The sequence below is a fragment of the Galbitalea sp. SE-J8 genome, from assembly GCF_030345695.1.
GTDB lineage: Bacteria > Actinomycetota > Actinomycetes > Actinomycetales > Microbacteriaceae > JAUASV01.
On record NZ_JAUASV010000026.1, the window covers coordinates 23,334 to 41,882 of the forward strand.

14 protein-coding genes and 1 pseudogene are annotated in these 18,549 nt (G+C 70.7%); 7 read left to right on the forward strand and 8 right to left on the reverse strand.

The window, feature by feature from the left end; translation table 11 throughout:
* Positions 1-213 precede the first annotated feature (213 nt).
* The gene (locus QT381_RS14070) at positions 214-408 is read left to right on the forward strand and encodes a Txe/YoeB family addiction module toxin (RefSeq protein ID WP_289249667.1); all 195 of its coding nucleotides are present in this window, start codon (positions 214-216) and stop codon (positions 406-408) included.
* A 4-nt stretch (positions 409-412) separates the two neighbouring features.
* Here the strand turns inward: QT381_RS14070 and QT381_RS14075 are convergent, their stop codons facing one another.
* The 5 genes from QT381_RS14075 to aroA all read right to left on the reverse strand — a co-directional run bounded on the left by QT381_RS14075 (position 413) and on the right by aroA (position 8,211).
* Positions 413-1,222, reverse strand: coding sequence for an inositol monophosphatase family protein (locus tag QT381_RS14075; protein WP_289249668.1), 810 nt, complete (start codon positions 1,220-1,222; stop codon positions 413-415).
* Positions 1,223-1,300: 78 nt separating this feature from the next.
* Positions 1,301-4,327, reverse strand: a complete 3,027-nt coding sequence (locus QT381_RS14080; protein WP_289249669.1) for a leucine-rich repeat domain-containing protein — start codon at positions 4,325-4,327, stop codon at positions 1,301-1,303.
* Positions 4,324-5,559 (reverse strand): hypothetical protein, encoded by a 1,236-nt coding sequence (locus tag QT381_RS14085; RefSeq protein ID WP_289249670.1) that lies wholly within the window; start codon positions 5,557-5,559, stop codon positions 4,324-4,326. Before QT381_RS14085 ends, QT381_RS14080 begins: the two co-directional genes overlap by 4 nt.
* 137 nt (positions 5,560-5,696) lie before the next feature.
* Positions 5,697-6,755 (reverse strand): ribosome small subunit-dependent GTPase A, encoded by a 1,059-nt coding sequence (rsgA, locus tag QT381_RS14090; protein ID WP_289249671.1) that lies wholly within the window; start codon positions 6,753-6,755, stop codon positions 5,697-5,699.
* Positions 6,756-6,759: 4 nt separating this feature from the next.
* Positions 6,760-8,211 carry a 3-phosphoshikimate 1-carboxyvinyltransferase gene (gene aroA, locus QT381_RS14095; protein ID WP_289249672.1) on the reverse strand — a complete coding sequence of 484 codons (1,452 nt, stop codon included), beginning with the start codon at positions 8,209-8,211 and terminating at the stop codon, positions 6,760-6,762.
* Between the two features lie 120 nt (positions 8,212-8,331).
* Here aroA and QT381_RS14100 point away from each other — a divergent pair, with 120 nt between their 5' ends.
* The 6 genes from QT381_RS14100 (at position 8,332) to QT381_RS14125 (ending at position 12,810) form a co-directional block, all read left to right on the forward strand.
* Positions 8,332-9,003 (forward strand): sigma-70 family RNA polymerase sigma factor, encoded by a 672-nt coding sequence (locus QT381_RS14100; protein ID WP_289249673.1) that lies wholly within the window; start codon positions 8,332-8,334, stop codon positions 9,001-9,003.
* A complete protein-coding gene (locus tag QT381_RS14105; protein ID WP_289249674.1) occupies positions 9,000-9,242 on the forward strand; it encodes a zf-HC2 domain-containing protein in 243 nt (80 codons plus the stop codon). Before QT381_RS14100 ends, QT381_RS14105 begins: the two co-directional genes overlap by 4 nt.
* A gap of 391 nt (positions 9,243-9,633) precedes the next feature.
* Positions 9,634-9,987 (forward strand): hypothetical protein, encoded by a 354-nt coding sequence (locus tag QT381_RS14110; RefSeq protein WP_289249675.1) that lies wholly within the window; start codon positions 9,634-9,636, stop codon positions 9,985-9,987.
* Between the two features lie 8 nt (positions 9,988-9,995).
* On the forward strand, positions 9,996-11,078 hold the full coding sequence (locus QT381_RS14115) for a peptidoglycan-binding protein (protein WP_289249676.1): 1,083 nt from the start codon (positions 9,996-9,998) through the stop codon (positions 11,076-11,078).
* A complete protein-coding gene (locus QT381_RS14120; RefSeq protein WP_289249677.1) occupies positions 11,075-11,716 on the forward strand; it encodes an ABC transporter ATP-binding protein in 642 nt (213 codons plus the stop codon). Before QT381_RS14115 ends, QT381_RS14120 begins: the two co-directional genes overlap by 4 nt.
* Positions 11,713-12,810, forward strand: coding sequence for an FtsX-like permease family protein (locus tag QT381_RS14125; RefSeq protein ID WP_289249678.1), 1,098 nt, complete (start codon positions 11,713-11,715; stop codon positions 12,808-12,810). The genes QT381_RS14120 and QT381_RS14125 overlap by 4 nt, the downstream gene beginning before the upstream one ends.
* 15 nt (positions 12,811-12,825) lie before the next feature.
* Here the strand turns inward: QT381_RS14125 and kgd are convergent.
* The 3 genes and pseudogenes from kgd to QT381_RS14140 form a co-directional block, all read right to left on the reverse strand.
* A pseudogene (gene kgd, locus QT381_RS14130) lies at positions 12,826-13,383 on the reverse strand (multifunctional oxoglutarate decarboxylase/oxoglutarate dehydrogenase thiamine pyrophosphate-binding subunit/dihydrolipoyllysine-residue succinyltransferase subunit); the annotation flags it as partial.
* A 64-nt stretch (positions 13,384-13,447) separates the two neighbouring features.
* A complete protein-coding gene (locus QT381_RS14135; RefSeq protein WP_289249679.1) occupies positions 13,448-14,992 on the reverse strand; it encodes a hypothetical protein in 1,545 nt (514 codons plus the stop codon).
* A 28-nt stretch (positions 14,993-15,020) separates the two neighbouring features.
* A partial coding sequence (locus tag QT381_RS14140) for a multifunctional oxoglutarate decarboxylase/oxoglutarate dehydrogenase thiamine pyrophosphate-binding subunit/dihydrolipoyllysine-residue succinyltransferase subunit (protein ID WP_289249680.1) occupies positions 15,021-18,549 on the reverse strand: 3,529 nt, incomplete at its 5' end.

Here is an 18,549-nt window from a genome sequence, read left to right on the forward strand (position 1 = left end):
TGTCAACTTCCGCTTCGCGGGCGAGCCGTTTCCGTTGATCGACTACACCCGAGGCATCCGGAACCCCCGCGTCTTCGATGAGCCTCTATCCGTCGGCCGGCGATCGCGTGGGCCATTTCTTCGACGTCGAGATCGACGACGAGGCATGGCGATCGTCGGGACCGATGCACGAGTTGCGCGACTACGGCGGCGATTATCCGTGTGCGGTCCAGCGTGCGCACCATCTCGTTCTCGCAGTCTCGTGACATCCGGCGCAACGGCAACGGCAACGACGGCATCGGCAAGCCGGAGGCGCTGAAGCACGGGTTCCGGGGGTGCTGGTCGCGACGCATCACGGACGAGCATCGGCTCGTGTACCGAGTCACGGGCGATGGCGTGCGCATCGCCGCGTGCCGATATCACTACTGACGGGTCATCCGCGCGCCCGCACGATCTCGAGGATCTCCTCGTGCACGTGACCGTTCGTGGCGAGCGCGCTGCCGCTCCACGGCCCCGCCTCGCCCTCGAGCGACGTGAAGCGACCGCCGGCCTCCTCGACGATCGGGATGAGCGCGGCGATGTCGTAGGGCTTCAGGTCCCACTCGCCCGCGGCGTCGAGGTGGCCCTCGGCGACGAGCATGTAGGCCCAGGCGTCGCCCACCGACCGCGCCCGCCACACCGCACGCTGCAGGGCGACGAGCTCGTCGAGGCGGCCGGCGCCGTCCCAGCCCTGGATGTTGTTGTAGCTCAGCGCGACGTCGGCGAGCGCTGTCACGCCGCTCACCCTCAGCCGCTGCGGCTCGTGTCCGTGCGCGTGGCCGTCGGCAGTCTGGCCCCACGCCCCGTGACCGCATGCCGCCCACCAGCGCTTGCCGAGCGCGGGCGCCGACACGACCCCGACCTCGGGCCTGCCGTCGACGGCGAGCGCGATGAGCGTGCCCCAGATCGGCACGCCGCGGAGGAAGTTCGCGGTGCCGTCGATCGGGTCGATGATCCACTGCCGACGACTGTCGCCCTCGGTGCCGTACTCCTCGCCGAGGATCGCGTCGTGCGGACGCGCGGCCGCGAGCCCCGCACGGATGCTGCGTTCGACGGCCTGGTCGGCATCCGTCACCGGCGTGCGGTCGGGCTTCGTCGTGACGCGCAGGTCGAGCGCCTGGAAGCGCTCGAGCGAGATCAGGTCGGCCTCCCCGGCGAGCTTCAGGGCGAGGGCCAGGTCGTCGGCGAGGGAGTACTCGATCACCCGTTCAGCGTAGTGAGCGGCGCCGGCGTGCGACCGCGGCCATGACCGCGACGACGCTCCCGACAGCGCGCGCTGCGGCTACCTGATCCGGCCGAAGGCGAGCGTCTTCGAGAGCGTCGCGTAGCCGGCCTTTCCGACCGTGACGGTGACCGTGGGCCGGGTGCCCTTCCACGCCTTCTTCAGCTTCAGCGACGCCTTCGTCCCGACGACCTTCGAGCCGATCCGCCACCGGTAGGTGACCCCGAGATGGGCGGCCCGCCCCGCGGCCGGGAACTTGGGCTTGGTGACCTTGAGCGTCTTTCCGGCCTTGGTCGTGCCCGATCGTTTCCCGAACGACTTCGGCTTCCAGCCGGCGGGGAATCGCTTGAGGACGGCGCGGCGGCTCGCCGCGCCGGCACCACTGCCGGCGCCGGTGCCGGAGCCCGTTCCCGAACTGGTGCCTGCCGCGCCCTCATCGGTCTCGCCACCGGCGTCGGCCGGCGCCGGAGCGCCGGTGGTGTCGGCCGCGTCGCCGGAGCCTGTGTCCGTGTCGCTGCCGGTGCCGGTGCCGGTGTCGTGGACGCCGGAATCGGGGCCCGCGCCCGTCCCGGGATCGGTGCCCGTACCGCCGGGCCCCGATCCGCTCCCGGGATCATCTCCGGGATTGTCTCCTGAGCCGCCCTCGGGTGTGCCGCAGCTGCCGTCGGGGCCGTCGGCCGGGTCGCGCGACGTCGAGTAGCCGTTCCAGTACGGCGTGGTCCAGCACCTGGCCGTGGAGAGGTAGTGGAGGACGAGGCTGCTGGACCCGCCGTCGAAGACGCCCGTTCCGAATGTCGTTGGCGCATCGCCTCGGAAGTGCACGGTCGCCAGCTTGACCGTGCCGTAGAACGCCGAGTCATCGATCGTGGTCACGCCGCTGCCGATCGTCGCCTCGGTCAGCTGGGTATCGAACTCGAACGCCGCGCGGCCGATCGCGACTACCGAATCCGGGACGACCAGACCGCTGATCGGCTGTCCGGAGAATGCGCCGCCGCCGATGGCTGTGACCGGCACACCGCCGAAGGCTTCCGGGATCGCGACGTTCGTCGAGCTGCCGAAGAACTGGTAGACCGTGACGCCCCCGCCGGCGCCGGCGTAGACGTACTCGTGCGAGACCAGCCCGTCCGGGTTGGTCGCGCTCGTGAGCGGATTGCCATTGAACGCCGCGTAACCGATCGATGTCACGGATGCGGGGAGCGTGACGGTCGGGAGCGCGTTGTGACTGAACGCTCCGTCCCCGATCGTCGTCAGCTCCGCTCCCAGGCGGAGGTCGGTGAGGCAGGAGTACTGGAACGCCCCCTCGCCGATCGTGACGACCGAATCCGGCAGCGTGAGGCTCACCGATGTCTGCGGGCCGGGGCAGGCGACATTCGACGTCGTGAAGTAGGCGTACGGCGCGACAGCCGTCACGGGGGCGCCGCCGAGCGAGCCCGGGACCGTCGGTCCCGGCGTCCCGAGCGGACGCAGGATCGTCGCCGTCCCACCCTTGACCAGATAGAGGTAGTCGTGCGAGACGCTGCCGTCCGGATAGCTCACGGAAGTCAGCGGGTTGTTGCCGAACGCGGCAGTGCCGACATCCGTCAGCGACCGGCCGATGCTCATGCTCGCGAGCTGGTTGAAGCCGAAAGCGCCGCGGCCGATCGACTCGACGGAGTCCGGGATCGCCAGGGCGGTGAGGTGGTTGCCCCAGAACGCGTCATCGCCGATCGTCGTCAGCGACGAGCCGAGCGCGACGGCCGTCAGAGAGCCGTCGGCGAACGCCGAGGCGCCGATCGAGACGACGGAATCCGGGATGACCGCTGCGCTGATCCTCTGGTCGTCGAACGCGTGATCCCCGACGGAGGTCACCGATCTGCCGATGTTCACCGAAGTCAGCGCCTCGCCGTACCCGAAGGCGCCGACGCCGATCGCCGTCACCGAGTCGGGGATCGTCACGCTCGCCACCGACAGGTAGGCGAAGGCGTCGTCGCCGATGGTGACGACGGGAACGCCGCCCAGGGTGCCGGGGATGGCCACCGCGGGGTCGTCGCCGAAGTACTGGTGAATGGTGGCGCCACCGCCGGCCACGAGATAGACGTACTGGCTCGAGGTGACGCCGTCGGCATTCGTCACGCTCGCCAGGGTGTCGTTGTAGGCGAACGCGTCCGCCCCGATGGAGGTCACCGAGCGGCCGATGTGCGCACTGACCAGGCTGTTCTTGTTGAAGGCCGCGGCGCCGATCGCGGTCACCGAGTCGGGGACAGTGACGCCAGTCAGCTGATTCAGGGCGAAGGCCTCGTCCCCGATCGTGGTCACCGTCTGCGGGATCGTGACGTCGGAAAGGTAGTTGGCCGCGAACACCTTCGGCGCCAGAGCGGTGACGGAGTCGGGAATCGTCACGCTGGTCAGCTGGTTGTCGGCGAAGGCGCCCGCGCCGACGCTCGTGACGGAGCCGGGGATCGCGGCGGCGGTCAGCTTGTTCTGCTGGAACGCCCAGTCGCCGATCGTCTGCAGCCCGATCGGCAGGTCCACGCTCCCCAGATGGTTGGTCTGGAAGGCGGAGGCACCGATCGTGCGGACCGACGACGGAAGCGTGAGACTCGTCAGCTGGTTGTCTTGGAACGCGCTCGGGCCGATGCTGACCAGCCCGGTGGCGAGGCTCACGCTCGCCAGGCGATTGTGCCAGAACGCGGTGGAGCCGATCGAGGTGACAGTGTCCGGGATGGTGACGCTCGTCAGGCAGTAATAGGCGTAGCCGCGGCAGTTGGAGTTGTCGTAGAACGCGTTCGGGCCGATGGAGGTGACCGTGTAGTCACCGTGCAGCGAGGCGTCGGCGGGCGTGGCCGTGATCGTCGACGGGATGGCGAGAGTGGTGACGGTGCTGTAGTAGCCGACCACCGTGGCCGTGTGAGTGGCGACGTGCAGCTCGTACTCGATCCCGGTGCCGTCCGACCAGTAGGCGGCGGCCTGCGCGGGCATCGGCGACCCCATCACGAGGGTCGCGGCGATGAGCATCGCGCCGGTGACCCCTGCGACGACGCGACGGATGCTGCGCGTGCTCGCGTTTCCCGCTCGCGTCGGGGTCGGGCCGCCGCACCGCACGCTCACGCCGCCGGGTCGGTCTCGATGCGCACGGTGATCGAGCCGCTCGTGCGCGAGATCGCGGTGATGCGGAACGCGGGCATCGTCCTGCCCCTGTCGAACCGCGCGGGCGAGGTCCAGGACTGGCCGTCCGGGATGTCGAACACCGCCTCCGGGTCGGTGACGGTCTCGACGGCGCCCTCGTCGTCCTCGTCGGCGACCACGGCGGTCGCGGCCGCCGGATTGGTCGCGAGGTTCGACACGGTGACGTCGAGCTTGCGCGAGAGCAGCCACGTCGTGCTCGACTTCGGCTGCTGGTCGATGCTCGAGACCAGCTGGGGCCGGCCGCCCACGGTGTCGGCCTCGAGGAAGAGGTGCGGCGCCCTGCCGGGCGCTCCGAGCTCGAGAAGCTTCACGCCGGATGCGGTCGACTCGTTGGCGACCAGCGTGACGGTGCGACTGCCTCGGCTGACGCGGGCGAGTTGCGGGCCCGTCAGCAGACCCCAGGCGCGTTTCTCGATGGCGCTCGTGCCGGTGCCCGCCGACGCGTCGATGGCGCTGCGTGCTCCGTAGTACGCGCTCGTGGTGCAGTCGGCGAGCACCCGCGCGCTCAGGGGCACCGTCGTGCCGGATGTCGCACACGCGAGCGCGTTCGTGCTCACCTTCGCCCTGAGGGCGATCCCGCCGCCGACCACGTAGGTGCTGAAATACTCCAGGAGGTCGGCGGCGAGGCCGTCCTCGTCCGTCTGGGTCGTCTCGAATCCCCACGGGCAGAAGCCGCGGGTGCCCTCGCACCCGGCGGTGTACACGATGCCGATGGGCGTGGCGGACTTGTAGGAGGCCGACCGCGGAACGACGCGACCCTTCTCGAGGATCGCCGCGGTGTTGCCCTTGTTCGAGAGCTTGCACAGGTGCGGCACCCTGACCCAGCTCTTCTTGCTCGCCTTGAGCCGGAACGTGAGCTTGCCGCTCGAGGCGGCAGCGACGTAGTCCGCCGCACGCGTGAACGCGCGGGTGAACTGCTTCTCGGTCAGCGTTCCGCGGGAGCTCTGGTAGGCCCGGGCCAGGTAGACGGTGTAGACGGACTTCTTCTCGTGCCCCCAGGAGTATGCCCACTTCTTCACCGCCCAGCTCGGCGCGGGGTCGGTGCCGGCCGCGCTCGCCGACTCCGTGACGGGCGATGCGCCCGGAGAGATGCCGGATGCGCTCGCCAGCGCGATCACCAGGCTCACGGCGATCACCCAGACCAGTCGCACCATGCGGGCAGCGTATGGTCACGCCGGGACCCGGGCAAGGCCTCGATCGGGGGGCTTCGAGACGGCGCTGGCGCGCCTCCTCAGCCAGCGGATGGCGGCGCTGGCGCGCCTCCTCAGCCGGCGGATGCGGCTCGCGAGGCTCAGCGCAGGGCGGCGAGCAGCCGCTGGAACGACTCGAGGCGCGCGACGCCCGCGGCGCCGAGCCGGCCCGCCTCGACGGCCTCGACGATCGCGCAGTCCGGGGCGTCGGGCAGGTGCGTGCAGCCGCGCGGGCAGTCCTCGGCGAGCTCCGCGAGGTCGGGGAACGAGCCGAGCACGTGCGCGACGTCGACGTGCCCGAGGCCGAACGAGCGCACGCCGGGGGTGTCGATGATCCAGCCGGTGGCGCCCGCGGCATCCGTCACGCGCGCGGAGTACGACGACGACGACGTGTGCCGTCCGCGGCCGGTGACCGCGTTGACCCGGCCGATGGCGCGTTCGGAGCCGGTGAGCGCGTTGACGAGGGTCGACTTGCCGACGCCCGAGTGCCCGACCGTGACGGTGGCGTGGCCGACGAGCAGCGACTCGAGCTCGGCGATCGGCGGGTCGTCGCTGCGCGAGAGCACGACGCGCACGCCGAGTCCCGCGAACGCGGAGAGGAAGTCGGCCGGGTCGCGCAGGTCGGTCTTCGTGACGCACAGGATGGGCACGATGCCGACGTCGAACGCCGCGACGAGGTAGCGGTCGACGAGGCGCTCGCGCGGTTCCGGGTCCGCCGCGGCGACGACGATGAGCATCTGGTCGGCGTTCGCGACGATGATGCGCTCGACCGCATCCGAGTCGTCCGCGCTGCGCCGCAGCAGGGTGCGGCGCTCGTGCACGCGCACGATCCGGGCGAGGGAGCCCTCGTCGCCCGATGTGTCGCCGACGAGGTCGACGACGTCGCCCGTGACGACGGCGCCGCGGCCGAGCTCGCGCGCGGTCGTGGCCGTGATCTCGTGCTCGCCGCCGTTCGCCGACGGGTCCGCGCCCTCGCCCACGAGCACCGTGTAGCGCCCGCGGTCGACGCTCAGCACCCGTCCCGGCACAGCGGCCTCGTGCGTCGGCCGGGTCTTCGTGCGCGGCCGGTTGCCCTTCGGGTTCGGCCGCACCCGGGCGTCTGACTCGTCGTACTCGCCGTACGCCTCCTCGTCGTCCGGGTCGTCGGTGAGCCACGACACGCGGTCAGGCCCCCGTGTCCGTCGGAGAAGCCGTGCCCGTCGGAGAGTCCCCGCCACTCGGGAGCGCGATGCCGGTCGGAGCCCCGCCGGTCGGGTCGGGAGCGACGGATGCGGTCGCGAGCATCGCGGTCCACAGCCCGACGAACTGCGGCAGGGTCTTCGCGGTCGTCTCGACGTCGTCGACGACGACGCCGTCGACCGCGAGGCCGATGAGCGCGCCGGCGGTCGCCATCCGGTGGTCCGCGTAGCTATGCCAGTCCCCGCCGTGCAGGGCGGCCGGACGGATGACGAGGCCGTCGTCCGTCTCGGTCACGTCGCCGCCGAGGCCGGTGATCTCGGTCGCGAGGGCCGCGAGGCGGTCGGTCTCGTGGCCGCGCAGATGCGCGATGCCGGTGAGCCGCGTCTCGCTGTCGGCGAGCGCCGCGACGGCCGCGACGGTGGGGGCGAGCTCGCTCGCCTCGTCGAGGTGCAGCCCGTGCAGCTCGCCCGACCCGCTCACCGTGAGCTCGTCGCCGACGCGCGACACGACGGCACCCATCTCGGCGAGGATGTCGGGCATCCGCTCGCCGACCTGCGTCGTGCCCGTCGGCCAGCCGACGATCGTGACGTCGCCGCCGGCGATCGCGGCCGCGGCGAGGAACGGGCCGGCGTTCGACAGGTCGGGCTCGACGTCGGCCTCGCGACCCGCGATCGGATGCGGCGGCACGACCCAGACGCCGTCCTCGGGCGTGCCGACCTCGACGCCACGCGCGGACAGCGCGTCGATCGTCATGCGGATGTGGGCGGGGCTCGGCAGCGTCTCGCCGGTGTGCCTGAGCGTCAGCCCGTTCTCGAAGCGTGGCGCGGCGAGCAGCAGCCCCGAGACGAACTGGCTCGACGACGATGCGTCGATCGCAAGCTCGCCGCCGGCGACCGCGCCCCGACCCCAGAGGCTGAACGGCAGGGCGCCGCGCCCGTCGTCGGACACGTCGACGCCGAGGGCCCGCAGCGCGTCGACGGTCGTGCGCATCGGGCGCCTGCGCGCGTGCTCGTCGCCGTCGAACGCGACCGGGCCGAGGGCGAGGGCCGCGACGGGCGGCAGGAAGCGCATCACGGTGCCCGCGAGCCCGCAGTCGATCGACGTCGAGCCCTCGAGGATCGCGGGCGGCGTGATGCGCAGGTCGGGACCGAATCCGCCGTCGCCGTCGACCTCCTCGATCACGACGCCGAGAGAGCGGAGCCCCTCGATCATGAGGAGCGTGTCGCGGGAGAGCAGCGGTGCACGCAGCAGGGAGGGGGCGTCCGCGAGCGCGGACAGCACCAGCTCGCGATTGGTGATGCTCTTCGAGCCCGGCAGCCGCATCCGTGCGCCGAGTGGTCCGAGCGCGCGCGGGGCGACCCACCCGGTCTCGTCGGGGTCGACGACCTCGTCGTCGTACGGCGAGAAATCGCGCCCGGAATACCTGAACTCCTGCATCGGTTGTCCAGGGTATCGGCGATCGGGCCGGTGCGACTCGGAACGGCTCGGAAGGAGACCATGGCGATGGCGCCTGCGGCCCTCATGGACTCCGTGCTCGCGCGCCTAGACTGGGCGCCGATGAGCGACACCCCCGGCGTCCCCGATGCCGATCTCGAGGCCGATATCGAGGCCGACCTGCGGGTCGCGGCCGCACCGGTCGGCGCCGACGAGCTGCGCTCCCTCTTCGAGCAGCAGGCGCTGCCGTTCATGGACCAGCTCTATGCGGCGGCCATGCGCATGACGCGCAACCCCGCGGATGCCTCCGACCTCGTGCAGGAGACGTACGTGAAGGCGTTCCAAGCCTTCCGACAGTTCCAGCAGGGCACGAACCTCAAGGCCTGGCTGTATCGCATCCAGACGAACACGTTCATCAACAGCTACCGCAAGAACCAGCGCAACCCCTATCAGGGCACGATCGACGACCTCGAGGACTGGCAGCTCGGCGGCGCCGAGTCGGTGACGCAGCACACGTCGACGCGCTCCGCGGAGGCCGAGGCGATCGACCACCTGCCCGACAGCGCAGTCAAGGATGCGCTGCAGTCGATCCCGGAGGACTTCCGCCTCGCGGTCTACTTCGCCGACGTCGAGGGGTTCAGCTATCAGGAGATCGCGGACATCATGAAGACGCCCGTCGGCACGGTCATGAGCCGGCTGCACCGCGGCCGCCGACTGCTGCGCGAGCGTCTCGCCGACTACGCCGCCGAGCGGGGCATCGCGGTCCCCCCGCCGAGAACGAGGAGCAAGGGATGACCGACTGCGGATGCGACAAGGCCAAGGCCGAGCTCGAGGAGTTCCTGCACCACGAGTTGCGGGCACCGGATGCCGCGGACGTCGCGGAGCACCTCGCGAACTGCGTGGACTGCACGCACGAGCACGCCGTGGGCGTCGTGCTCACCGCCGCTGTGAAGCGCGCGTGCAGCGAGACCGCACCCGAGGAGCTGCGCGCCGAGGTGCTGCTCAAGATCCGCGAGCTCCGCGCGGCGATGTAGCGCTCCGACCCCCGAACGGGGGGGTGGAACGGTCCGCGGATGTGGAGGATGCTCGGATGTGACGAGTTGCGACTGACCCCGCATTCGATTCGCACCGCAGGGTGGAGCAGCGCCCTCTCGTAGTACTGACCATGAAAGGGAAACATCGTGCACATCGGTGCTGGTGACAGCTCTCCCCGCCGCGGCGGTATCCGCGACGGGCAGTTGCTCGGTCTAAGTGTTCTCGACGAGTGAGCGATCGCGGTGGGGATGGGCGTGCGCTCTCGTCGTTCTCGTCCCCGCCGTGCTCGCCGGGTGCGCTCCATCGAGCGCCCCAACCAGCACTCCCACCAGTCAAGTCGACGCTGACGAGGTCGGCGTTTCCGCTCTGAACCGCGCCGTTAAGAAGTGCATGGACGACGCCGGATTCCCGGTCGAGTACACGCACCAAGGCGGCCTCATCGGCCACGAGGTGCCCGCGGACCAGGCCGACCTCGCGAACGCAACCATGACGCGTTGCATGGATGAGGCCGGAGCCAACGATCCATACACCGATGAGCAGTTGAGCCAGCTGTACGACCTGGAGGTGCGCGATTACAAGTGTCTGATAGCCGCGGGGTTCGCTCCGTCGGAGCCGCCGAGCAGGCAGCAGTTCCTCGACTCGTATCACACGCAGCAGCGCATGTACCAGGCGTACGCGACGGTCGGTGACGCGAATCAGCCCGCGGCGGCGAAGGCGTGCACGCCGGCGCGGTGGGAGTTCTGAGTGCCCCGGTGGTGACCCCGCAGGCTCATCCGGGGCGACATCGGTGGCGCTGGGCGGTCGTCGTAGTGATATCGCTTGTCGCCGGCGCGGCGGTCGCCTGGGCGGTCATCACGGTGTTCAGGCCGCCGACAGAGGCCATCGACGACACCTCGTTCACGTACGTCGAGGTGTCGCCTGGCGAGGTCGGGTCGAGCGTCACGCTGAACGCTTCCGCCGAGTGGACGCCGGACGCGACCGCCGACAATGCGGCGTCCGGAGTTGTGACGTCAGTCGATGTCGACGCTGGTGCGATGGTGCACGCGGGCGACGCGCTGTTCTCGGTCGACCTCCGGCCCGTGTCGATAGCAGAGGGGCATGTGCCGTCGTTCCGCGCGCTCGCCCGCGGTGTCAGTGGACAAGACGTGAAGCAGTTCCAGACGTTGCTCGCGGACCTTGGTCTGTATTCGGGTGCCATAGACGGCACTTTCGCCGCGTCGACCGAGCAGGCGGCGAAGGCGTGGCAGAGATCGAACGGAGTGTCGGCCGACGGCGTGGTGCAGCCCGGCGACCTCATCTTCGTGGACACGCTGCCCGTGCGCGTCGCGCTCGACCCGACGCTGCTGACCCGCGGCGCACGGCTGGCCGGCGGTGAGCCCGTGCTGCTGCAGCTTCCCACGTCACCGGTTTTCGACCTCTCGGTGACCGCGGCCCAGGCTGCGACCATCCCAGACGGAGCTCGCGTCTCCATGACGAGCCCGAGCGGCGGGACCTGGGTGGCCGAGACCGCCGATCGCACCAGCGACCAGGAGACGAACTCCGTCACCATCGCCCTTGTCGAAGCCGCTGACGGGCCGATCTGCGCAGAGCACTGCGGCGAGGTCCCACCCGTGGGGCAGACCCTCCTGCTCTCCCAGGTCGTGACGGTGCCCACCGTGAGCGGCTCCGTCGTGCCGACCGCGGCGCTCCGCAGCCTCGCCGACGGCACCGTGGTAGTCATCGACGGGAAGGGGAAGCAGCGCACCGTGGAGGTGGTCGAATCCGCACGCGGGATGAGTGTGATCGAGGGCGTTGAGGTCGGCACGAGGGTGCGCATCCCCGCCGGTGACGAGTGAGCGCTGTCCTCGAGGCCCGGGAGCTGACGTTCGGGTACTCACGCGAACAGCCGTTGCTGGCCGATTGGTCGGCCGCGTTTGACGCGGGCGAAGTAGTCGCCGTCACGGGGCCGTCGGGCAGAGGGAAGTCGACACTGCTCTACCTGCTCGGCCTCATGCTCGCGCCTCACAACGGCGAGGTGGTGCTGGATGGGCGGCCGGCGAGCGCCCTGCGCGACGGAGCTCGCTCACGCCTGCGAGGCTCGGCGTACGGTTTCGTGTTCCAAGACGCCGCTCTCGACGCGACCAGGACGGTCATCGACAACGTGACCGAGACGGCGCTCTACCGCGGCCAGTCTCGCCATGCGGCGCTTGTCCGAGGGCGTGAGCTCCTGGAGCAGTTCGGGGTGGCTGTCAGGGCCGATGCGAAGCCCGGACAGGTATCCGGCGGGCAGGCGCAGCGCATCGCCCTGTGCCGAGCGTTGCTGGGCGAGCCACGAGTGCTTCTTGCAGACGAGCCAACGGGCAACCTTGACCCGGCATCCGCGCGAGTGGTTGTCAACGCCTTCCACGCTCACGCGAACACGGGAGCAGCGGTCGTCGTCGTCACGCACGACCCAGCCCTCGTTGCGCAGTGCGACCGGACGATCGAACTATGAGCTGGCAGATCGCCGCGCTTGTGCGGGAATCGCTCGCCTCGGCATGGTCTCAGCGCGTGGCGTCCGTCGTCACGATCGTCATGATCGCGGGCATGTGCGCCGCCGTACTGCTCACCACGGGACGCACGGTCGGCGCGGAGGACGCGGTGCTGCGCTCGATCGACTCGGCGGGCACGAGAGCCATAGTGATCAGTGCGGATGCCGCCGCGGGGTTGGACTCGACCGTGCTCGACCGCATCGCGCATCTCGACGGCATCCAATGGGCGGCCGCCTTCGGCTCGGTGACCGACGTGACCAACGCGGCCTTCCCCGACGGCACGCCGGTACCCACGAGGAACGTTTGGGGCAGCGAACTCGACGACCTCGGAATAGGTACATCGGTCGATCCGGGAAGCACGGCATGGGCTTCGGAGGACGCGCTCGGCGAGCTCGGTCTCATCGAGCCGGCCGGAGGTGCGGTGTCGGAAACGGGTGGGGACATAGCGGTCGTCGGAAAGCTGAACCTCCCGGACTATCTGAGCTTCCTCGAACCCGCGGTGTTCATTCCCGAGCCGGCGAGCCGTGTGGGTCCGGTTTCCATCCTCGTCGTCATCGCCTCGCGCCCGGATCTCGTCGAGCCTGTGGCGGCGGCGACGAAGTCCGTGCTCGCGGTCGACGACCCGACCGCCGTGAGCATGAAAACCAGTGCTGCCCTCGCCGCCCTCCGAGCGGCCGTCGAGGGGCAGCTCGGGCAGTTCGGCCGAACGCTTGTGCTCCTCATCTGCGGGCTAACCGGTGTGCTCGTGGCCGCCATCTTGTTCGGTCTGGTCATGCTCCGGCGAAGAGACTACGGGCGCCGACGGGCGCTCGGAGCGACGCGTTCTCTCATCGTCACCGTTGTGCTCGTCCAGACGGCGGCGCCCGCGGTCGTCGGTGCGGCCGTCGGGTCCCTCGCTGGGACGATCAGCATCGCTGCCCTCGGCGACCCGGCTCCTGACCTGGATTTCATCGTGGCGATCGGCGTCTTCGCCATCGCGGTCGCAGTCATTGCGGCACTTCTCCCGGCCCTCGTAGCGGCGCGACGCGAACCGATTCGGGAGCTTCGTGTTCCCTAGTGGACGGGCGGGCGGCTAATAGGTGAGCGCCCGGGCGATGAGCTCGGCCTGCTCTTGGGCGCTGCGCTTCGACGAGCCCGTGGCCGTTGCGGCGGAGGCGGGACGCGACGCGACCGTGAGCTCTCGGTGGATCTGCCGGGCGACGTCGAAGCCGAGGTACGGCCAGGCGCCCTGGTTCTCCGGCTCGTCCTGCGTCCACACGACGCTCGCGTTGGGGTAGCGGTCGAGGGCCGCGGTGAGCTCCGCCTCGGGCAGCGGATAGAACTGCTCGAGGCGCACGATCGCGACATCCGTCAGCTCGCGCTTGGTGACCTCGGCACGGATGTCGTAGTAGATCTTGCCGCTCGTCAGCACGACGCGCTTCACGGCCTGCGGATCGGTCACCGTGGCGTCGTCGATGACGGGCTCGAACCGGCCGGCCGTGAAGTCGGCGACGTCGCTCGTGGCCCCGCGCAGCCGCAGCATGGCCTTCGGGCTGAACACGACGAGCGGACGGCGCGGCCGTGCGTAGGCCTGGCGGCGCAGCAGGTGGAAGTACGAGACCGGCGTCGACGGGCGGGCGACGGTCATGTTGACCGATCATTATCCGTTTGGCAATTGCACGGATCGCGGAGCGCCCGACGGGCTCGCGAATGCCTCAGCTGCGCGGGGCGCCCAGCCGGAGCACCGCGTCGCGGTAGTCGGTGATCGTGTAGCGACCGCACCGGATGACGTCGGGCGTCGGCAGCGCCGCCTCGCCCCGCGGAGGCTCCGGGGGTGCCGCATCGGCGCTGCTGACGAGGAACGAGACGGACCGGAGGCCGTCGTAGTCGGCGCGGTCGACGAGCCAGACGTAGGGGTTGAGGCTCGCATCCGTCTGCACGAGCTGCCGCGGATCCGGCAGGTAGGCCTTCGGCGCCCGGATCGTCCAGAACGTGCCCGCGCCGATGCGACGCGAGCTCGTCACCCAGTCGGCGACGCACTGGATCGACCCGAGCGTCTCGGTCAGGGCGCCCGGTCGCCGCGCGCCGGGCGGCAGCAAGGCGATCGCGGTGATCAGCGGGATGATGCTCGCCGCGGCGACGACCGGCCGCCAGCCGCGCGCGGGCCCGGGCAGCGGAACGCCCGCGACGACGAGCGCCACGACCGGCAGGAAGAACACCGGCTGCAGGTAGCGGGCCGCGACGGTGCCGGCCACGATCGCTCCGCCGACGGTGAGCACGGGCGCGAGCCACGCGATCGTGGCGACGAGCGCGACGGGCGTCCGGCCGCGGCGGAGCGCGACGACGGAGCCGACGGCGGCGTTCGCGACGAGGGCCAGCACGAGCAGCGCCTCGAGGGCGCCCTGCCAGGAGCCGACGAGTGCGGCGACGAGCCCGGCGTAGTAGCCGGCCGACTCGCCGATGAGCGCCGGCCGGTAGATCGCATCCGTGCTCTCGACGAGCATGCTCGCGAACGGAAGGCGGGCGGCGAGACCGGCCGCGACGGCGATCGCGAGCACGGCCAGCCCGATTCCCGTGGCGCTCCAGGGCAGCAGCCGCCGGGCGGCGAGCCCCAGGCCCACGAACGCGAGCGGCGCGACGCACCACGGCACGACGAGCGGGTTCGTGAGCGTGAGGAACGCGGTCAGCGCGAACAGCGCGGCGAGCAGCGCGATGCCGCGCCGAACGGCGACGGCCGGCACGAGACGCACGACGATCCCGATGATCAGCACCATCCCGACGATGGTCGCGCTGTAGTACGTGCCCGTGCTCAGCAGCGAGACGCTCTCGAGGCTGTTGCGATCGGACGACCGCTCGAGCAGCGCGAGCGAGACGATCGTGGTGAAGCCGCCGAGCGCCCAGAACGGCGCCGCCGCGCGCCGGCTCGCTCCGGCGACGAACCGAAGCGCCGCGTAGAGCGCCGACCAGTTGACGATCCCCGCGATCGTCAGGGTGCTCGCGACCGGCAGGTGCACTGCCGCGACCGCGCGGTACGCGGCGACCTCGGGGATGAACAGGGGCGCGCTGAGCGCCCAGTCCTGGCGCTGCCCGACGCGCAGCGACGCCTGCAGGAGGGCGGGCAGCATCGAGTCCCCGTCGGCGTAGATCAGCCAGGACCGATCGGACAGCGCCAGGTGGCCGGCGAGCAGCGCGGCGAGGGCGAGCGCGATCGCCGCGGCGGCCGCCTCGCGCAGCGCCGCCCGGCGGGGGCCGTCGGTCACGCGTGGCTCCCCGGATGCCGGCGGCGGGTCAGTAGGTGAGCGCCCGGGCGATGAGCTCGGCCTGCTGCGTCGCGCTGCGCTTCGACGAGCCCGTGGCCGTTGCGGCGGAGGCGGGACGCGACGCGACCGTGAGCTCTCGGTGGATCTGCCGGGCGACGTCGAAGCCGAGGTACGGCCAGGCGCCCTGGTTCTCCGGCTCGTCCTGCGTCCACACGACGCTCGCGTTGGGGTAGCGGTCGAGGGCCGCGGTGAGCTCCGCCTCGGGCAGCGGATAGAACTGCTCGAGGCGCACGATCGCGACATCCGTCAGCTCGCGCTTGGTGACCTCGGCACGGATGTCGTAGTAGATCTTGCCGCTCGTCAGCACGACGCGCTTCACGGCCTGCGGATCGGTCACCGTGGCGTCGTCGATGACGGGCTCGAACCGGCCGGCCGTGAAGTCGGCGACGTCGCTCGTGGCCCCGCGCAGCCGCAGCATGGCCTTCGGGCTGAACACGACGAGCGGACGGCGCGGCCGTGCGTAGGCCTGGCGGCGCAGCAGGTGGAAGTACGAGGCCGGCGTCGACGGGCGGGCGACGGTCATGTTGTTCTGGGCGCACTGCTGCAGGAAGCGCTCGATGCGCGCCGACGAGTGATCCGGGCCCTGGCCCTCGTAGCCGTGCGGCAGCACGAGCACGACGCTCGAGCGCTGGCCCCACTTCTGCTCGCCCGAGGCGATGAACGTGTCGATGACCGACTGGGCGCCGTCGACGAAGTCGCCGAACTGCGCCTCCCAGAGCACGAGCGTGTCCGGGCGTTCCACCGAGTAGCCGTACTCGAAGCCGAGGGCGGCGTACTCGCTGAGCAGCGAGTCGTAGATGTAGAACCGCGCCTGCGTGTCGGAGAGGTTCTGCAGCGGCAGCCACTCCTGGCCGTTGACGCGGTCGTGCAGCACGGCGTGACGCTGCGTGAACGTGCCGCGCCGGGTGTCCTGGCCGACGAAGCGCACCGGGGTGCCCTCGAGCACGAGCGATCCGAGCGCGAGCAGTTCGCCCATCGCCCAGTCGATCGCGCCCGAGCGCGTCATCTCGAGACGCTTCCGGAGCAGGGCCTGCAGCTTCGGGTGCACCGTGAAGCCCTCGGGCGGGTTGTCGAACGCGTCGCCGATGCGCTGCACGACGCTCGTGGCGACGCCCGTGACCGCCGGCTCGCCCGCGCTGTCGTCCTGCTGCGACCCGGGCCGCTCGAGGTCGGTCGGCGCGTTGCCGTCGGCCGTGATGATCGGGATCGAGCCGGTCTGCGCCGCGTGGGTCTCCGCGAAGGCGCGCTCGAGGCGCTCCTGGAAGTCGCGGTGCGCCGCCTCGTACTCCTCCTGCGTGATGTCGCCGCGGCCGACGAGGGCCTCCGTGTAGAGCGTGCGCACGCTGCGCTTCGCGTCGATGAGGTTCGTCATGAGCGGCTGCGTCATCGACGGGTCGTCGCCCTCGTTGTGGCCCCGCCGGCGGTAGCAGATCAGGTCGATGACGACGTCGCGGTGGAACTCCTGACGGTAGGCGAACGCGAGCTGCGCGACGCGCACGACGGCCTCGGGGTCGTCGCCGTTCACGTGGAAGATCGGCGCCTGGATGGTCTTCGCGACATCCGTCGAGTACACGCTCGTGCGCGCATCCGTCGGGGTCGTCGTGAAGCCCACCTGGTTGTTGATGTTAACGTGCACCGTGCCGCCGGTGCGGTACGCGCGCAGTTGCGACATCTGCATCACCTCGACGACGATGCCCTGGCCGGCCATCGCCGCGTCTCCGTGCACCTGGATCGGCAGCACGCGGTAGGACCCGATCGGACCGCGGTCCTGCTTGCCGCGCACGATGCCCTCGAGCACGCCGTCGACGACCTCGAGGTGGCTCGGGTTGGCCGCGAGGTAGACGGGGATCTGCTTGCCGTTCGCGGCCGTGAACGTGCCCTCGGTGCCGAGGTGGTACTTCACGTCGCCCGAGCCCTGCACGGTCCGCGGGTCCTGGGTGCCCTCGAACTCGCGGAAGATCTGCCCGTACGTCTTGCCCGCGATGTTGGTGAGCGCGTTGAGGCGACCGCGGTGGGCCATGCCGATCCCGACCGTCTCGAGGCCGGCATCCGCTCCGCCCTGCAGCAGGGCGTCGAGGAGCGCGATGAACGACTCCCCGCCCTCGAGGCTGAACCGCTTCTGGCCGACGTACTTCGTCTGCAGGAAGGTCTCGAACGCCTCGGCCTCGTTCAGCTTGCCGAGGATGCGCAGCTGCTCGTCGTGCCCCGGCTTCACGTAGGCGCGCTCGAGGTGGTCCTGGAACCAGCGACGCTGCTCCGGGTCCTGGATGTGCATGTACTCGATGCCGACCGTGCGGCAGTACGAGTCGCGCAGGATGCCGAGGATGTCGCGCAGCAGCGCCTGGCGCTTGCCGCCGAAGCCGCCGATCACGAACTCGCGGTCGAGGTCCCAGAAGGTCAGGCCGTGCGACTCGATCTCGAGGTCGGGGTGCGTGCGCTGCTTGTACTCGAGCGGGTCGGTGTCGGCCATGAGGTGGCCGCGCACCCGGAACGAGTTGATGAGCTCCTGCACGCGCGCGGTCTTGGACACGGCGTCCGCGAGGTCGACGTTGATGTCGGCGTTCCAGTGGATCGGTGCGTACGGGATGCGCAGCGCCGCGAAGATCCGCTCGTAGAAGCCGTGGCCGCCGATCAGGCGCTCGTGGATGCGCTTCAGGAACTCGCCCGACCCCGCGCCCTGGATGACGCGGTGGTCGTAGGTCGAGGTGAGCGTGATCGTCTTTCCGATGCCGAGATCGGCGAGGGTCGTCGCGCTCGCGCCCTGGAACGCGGCCGGGTATTCGAGCGCCCCGGCGCCGACGATCGTGCCCGCGCCCCTCATCAGGCGCGGCACCGAGTGCTCGGTGCCGATGCCGCCCGGGTTCGTGAGCGAGATGGTGTTGCCGGCGTAGTCCGCGGCGGTGAGCTTGCCGGTGCGGCCGCGCGCCACGACGTCCTCGTACGCGACGAGGAACTCGCCGAACGTCATCGACTCGGCGCGCTTGATGCCCGGCACGACGAGCGAGCGCGTGCCGTCGGGGCGCGGGATGTCGATCGCGATGCCGAGGTTGATGTGGGCGGGCGTCACGACGCTCGGTTTGCCGTCGACCTCGTCGTAGTACACGTTCTGGCTCGGGAACTCGATGAGCGTCTCGACGATCGCCCAGGCGATCAGGTGCGTGAACGACACCTTGCCGCCGCGGGCGCGGCGCAGGTGGTTGTTGATCACGATGCGGTTGTCGATGAGCAGCTTCGCCGGGATGGTGCGCACGGATGTCGCGGTCGGCACCGTGAGGCTCGCGTCCATGTTGGTGGCGATCGCCTTCGCGGCGCCCTTGAGCTGTGCGACGACGTTCTCGCGCTCGGACGGGGTCGTCGCGATCGGGGAGGTCGCGGGCGCGTCGGCGGGGATCGGCGCGGGCTTCGGCTCGCGCGAGGTGGTGCGCGCGACGGGCTGGGTCGCGGCGGGGGCCGGCGCGGCGGCGGGCGCGGGTGCCGCGGGGGGCGCGGGTGCCGCG